Here is a 4,146-nt window from a genome sequence, read left to right on the forward strand (position 1 = left end):
CCCGTGGAGGCGGGCGCCGCCCACGCGGCGCCCGCGGCCCCGCGCACCCCCGCCGAGGAGGTGCTCACGGCCCTCTTTGCCGAGGTGCTGCGCAAGCCGGGCGTGGGCGTGCACGACGACTTCTTTGCCCTGGGGGGCCACTCGCTCATCGCCACGCGCCTCATCTCGCGGGTGCGCGAGGCGTTCCGGGTGGAGGTGCCCCTGCGGGCCCTGTTCGCCGCCCCCACCCCCGCCGCCCTGGCGGAGCGGGTGGAGGGGCTGCTGCGCGCGGACGCCGGCCTCCAGGCCCCGCCCCTGGTGCCGGTGCCCCGCGACGGCGACCTGCCCCTGAGCTTCGCGCAGCAGCGGCTGTGGTTCATCCAGCAGATGGACCCGCGCGGCGTCGCGTACAACATGCCGCACGCCCTGCGGCTGCGGGGGCCCCTGGACCTGGACGTGCTGGAGCGCGCCCTGGACGCCTTGGTGGCCCGCCACGAGTCGCTGCGCACCGTCTTTCCCGCGCGCGGCGGCGAGCCGGTGCAGGTGGTGCTGCCCCCGGCCCCCGTGCGCCCCGCGCGGGCGGACCTGTCGGCCCTGGAGCCGGACGCGCGCGAGGCGGAGCTGCGGCGCCGCATGCGGGAGGAGGCGGAGCGCCCCTTCGACCTGGCCGCGGCCCCCGCCCTGCGGGTGACCCTGCTGCGCCTGGACCACGACGACACGGCCGTCCTCTTTACCCTGCACCACATCGTGAGCGACGGGTGGTCGCGCGACGTGCTGGTGCGGGAGATGTCGGAGCTGTACGCCGCCCTGGCGGAGGGGCGGCCGCCCGTGCTGCCCGCCCTGCCGGTGCAGTACGCCGACTTTGCCGCGTGGCAGCGGGCGTGGCTGGCCGGCCCCGTGCTGGAGGGCCAGCTGGGCTACTGGCGCGGGCGCCTGGCCGGCGCGCCGCCCCTGCTGGCGCTGCCCACCGACCGCCCCCGCACGGCCGCCCCCGGCGCCCGCGCCGAGGGCCGCTCGTTCGTCCTTTCGCCCGCGGCGTCGCGGGGGCTGCGCGCCCTGTCGCGGGCGGAGGGCGCCACCCTGTTCATGACCCTGCTGGCCGGCTTCCAGGCCCTCCTGGGCCGCTACGCCGGGCAGGACGACGTGGTGGTGGGCACCCCCGTGGCCGGCCGCTCGCGGCTGGAGGTGGAGAACCTCATCGGGTTCTTCGTCAACCTGCTGGCCCTGCGCACGGACCTGTCCGGCGACCCCGCCTTCCGGGCCCTGGTGCACCGGGTGCGCGAGGGGGTGCTGCAGGCGCACGCCCACCAGGACCTGCCCTTCGAGCAGCTGGTGCACGAGATCCAGCCGGAGCGCACGCAGACCAGCACGCCCGTCTTCCAGGCGCTCTTTGCCCTGGACACGGCCGCGGAGGAGCCGCTGGCCCTTGGCCAGGCGCGGGCCGTGGCCCTGGGCGGCGCCCTGGAGGCGGCCAAGTTCGACCTGAGCCTGGCCATGCACGACGCCGGCGAGCGCATCGGCGGCACGCTCCTCTTCCGCACCGACCTGTTCGACGGCGCCACCGTCGAGGGGATGGCGGCGCACCTGGCCCGGCTGCTGGAGGCCGTCGCGGCCGATCCCGACGCGCCCCTCTCCGCCGTCTCCCTGCTGGACGAGGCCCAGCGCGAGCGGCTGCTGGGCGCGTGGAGCGGAACGCGGGCCGACTACCCGCGCGACGCCTCCCTCCACGCCCTGTTCGCGGAGCAGGCGGCGCGCACCCCGCACGCCGTGGCCCTGTCCGCGGGGGGCGAGGCGCTCACCTACGCCGCGCTGGAGCGGCGGGCCAACCGCCTGGCCCACCACCTGCGCCGCCGGGGCGTGGGCCCGGAAAGCCGCGTGGGGCTGTGCCTGGAGCGCTCGGCGGACCTGGTGGTGGCCGTGCTGGCCATCCTCAAGGCCGGCGGCGCGTACGTGCCCCTGGACCCGGTCTACCCGCGCGAGCGGCTGGCCTTCATGCTGGCCGACGCCGGCGTCTCCGTCCTCGTGAGCGAGACGCGCCTGGCCGGGGTCGTTCCCACCGACGGCGTGGCCACGGTCCTGCTGGACGCCGCCCGCGACGAGATCGCCCGCGAGCCCGGGGACGACCCGCGGGTGGAGGTGCCCGCCGAGGCCCTGGCGTATGTGGTCTACACGTCGGGCTCCACGGGCACGCCCAAGGGGGTGGCCGTGCCGCACCGGGCCGTGCTGCGCCTGGCGCGCGGGGGCAGCTGGGTGCGGCTGGGGGCGGAGGAAACCGTCCTGCAGCTCGCCCCCATCGCCTTCGACGCGTCCACCTTCGAGATCTGGGGGGCGCTCCTGAACGGCGCCCGCCTGGCCGTGTTCCCCGCGGGCACGCCCTCGCTGGCGGAGCTGGCCGCCGAGCTGGAGCGCCAGCGGGTGACGACGCTGTGGCTCACGGCCGGCCTCTTTCACCAGCTGGTGGACGAGCACCCGGCGGCCTTCCGCCACGTGCGCCAGCTGCTGGCGGGCGGCGACGTGCTGTCGCCCGCGCACGTGCGCCGCGTGCTGGAGGCGGTGCCGGGGCTCACCGTCATCAACGGCTACGGGCCCACGGAGAACACCACCTTCAGCGCCACGCACGCCGTGCGCGCCCCGGACGAGGCGGGCGCGTCCGTCCCCATCGGCCGGGCCGTCGAGAACTCCACCGTGTACGTGCTGGACGGCGGGATGCGCCCCATGCCCGTGGGCGTGCCCGGCGAGCTGTTCACGGGCGGCGACGGCCTGGCCCGCGGCTACGCGGGCCGGCCCGCCCTCACGGCCGGGCGCTTTGTCCCCGACCCGTTCGCCGGCGCGCCCGGCGCCCGCCTGTACCGCACGGGCGACCGCGTGCGCTGGACGGCCGGGGGGACGCTGGAGTTCCTGGGCCGCGTGGACACCCAGGTCAAGCTGCGGGGCTACCGCGTGGAGCCGGGCGAGGTCGAGGCCGTGCTGCTGCGGCGCCCCGACGTGCGCGAGGCCGTCGTGGAGGTGCGCGCGGACGGCGGCGAGCGGCGCCTGGTGGCGTACGTGGTCCCCGCGCGGGCGGGGACGCTCACCCCCGCCGAGCTGCGCGGGGCCCTGGCGGGGACGCTGCCGGAGTACCTGGTGCCCTCGGCGTTCGTGCTGCTGGAGGCGCTGCCCCTGACCCCCAACGGCAAGGTGGACCGCCGCGCCCTTCCCGCGCCGGACTTCGCGTCCGGGGCCGCGGCGGAGTACGAGGCGCCCCGCACCCCCGTGGAGGAAACGCTGGCCGGCATCATGGCCGACGTCCTGGGAGTGGAGCGGGTGGGCCGCGACGACGGCTTCTTCGAGCTGGGCGGCCACTCGCTCATGGCCACGCGGATGATGTCCCGCGTGCGCGCGGCCCTGGGGGCCGAGGTGGAGCTGCGGGCCCTCTTCGACGCCCCCACGCCGGCGGCCCTGGCCCAGCGGGTGGAGGCGGTGCTCCGCGCCGGGGCCGGGGTGCAGGCCCCGCCCCTGGAGCCCGCCCCCCGCGGCGGCGCCCTGCCGCTCTCGTTCGCCCAGCAGCGGCTGTGGTTCATCGAGCAGCTGCGGCCGGGGCAGGCCACGTACAACATCCCCGTGGCCCTGCGGCTGCGGGGCGAGCTGGACGCCTCCGCCCTGGAGCGGGCCCTCACGGCCCTGGTGGAGCGGCACGAGGTGCTGCGGACCACCTTTGGCACCGTGGCGGGCGAGCCCGTGCAGGTGGTGGCCCCCGCCGCGCCCTTCACCCTCCCCGTGGAGGACCTGCGGGGGCTGTCGCCGGCGGACCGCGACGACGCCGTCCGCCGGATGACGGACGAGGAGGCGGGGCGGCCGTTCGACCTGGCGGCCGGCGCGCCCTTCCGCGCCCGGCTGGCGCGGCTGGACACGGAGGCGTGGGCCGCGTTCTTCACCATGCACCACATCGCCAGCGACGGCTGGAGCATGGGCGTGCTGGTGCGCGAGGTGTCGGAGCTGTACGGCGCCTTTGCCGGGGAGCGCGCGCCGGCCCTGGCCCCCCTGCCCGTGCAGTACGCCGACTTCGCGGCGTGGCAGCGCGGGTGGCTGGCGGGCGGCGTGCTGGACGCGCAGATGGCGTGGTGGCGGGACCGGCTGGCCGGGGCGCCGCCCCTGCTGGAGATCCCCACGGACCGCCCGCGGCCCCCC

1 protein-coding gene is annotated in these 4,146 nt (G+C 77.5%); it reads left to right on the plus strand.

Annotated elements, in window-relative coordinates; all coding sequences use genetic code 11:
- Positions 1 to 4,146, plus strand: a 4,146-nt coding sequence (locus VFZ20_RS06790; RefSeq protein WP_329683086.1) for an amino acid adenylation domain-containing protein, incomplete at both ends; no start/stop codon positions are given.

The sequence above is a fragment of the Longimicrobium sp. genome (genome assembly GCF_036280135.1).
In the GTDB taxonomy this organism is placed as follows: Bacteria; Gemmatimonadota; Gemmatimonadetes; order Longimicrobiales; family Longimicrobiaceae; genus Longimicrobium.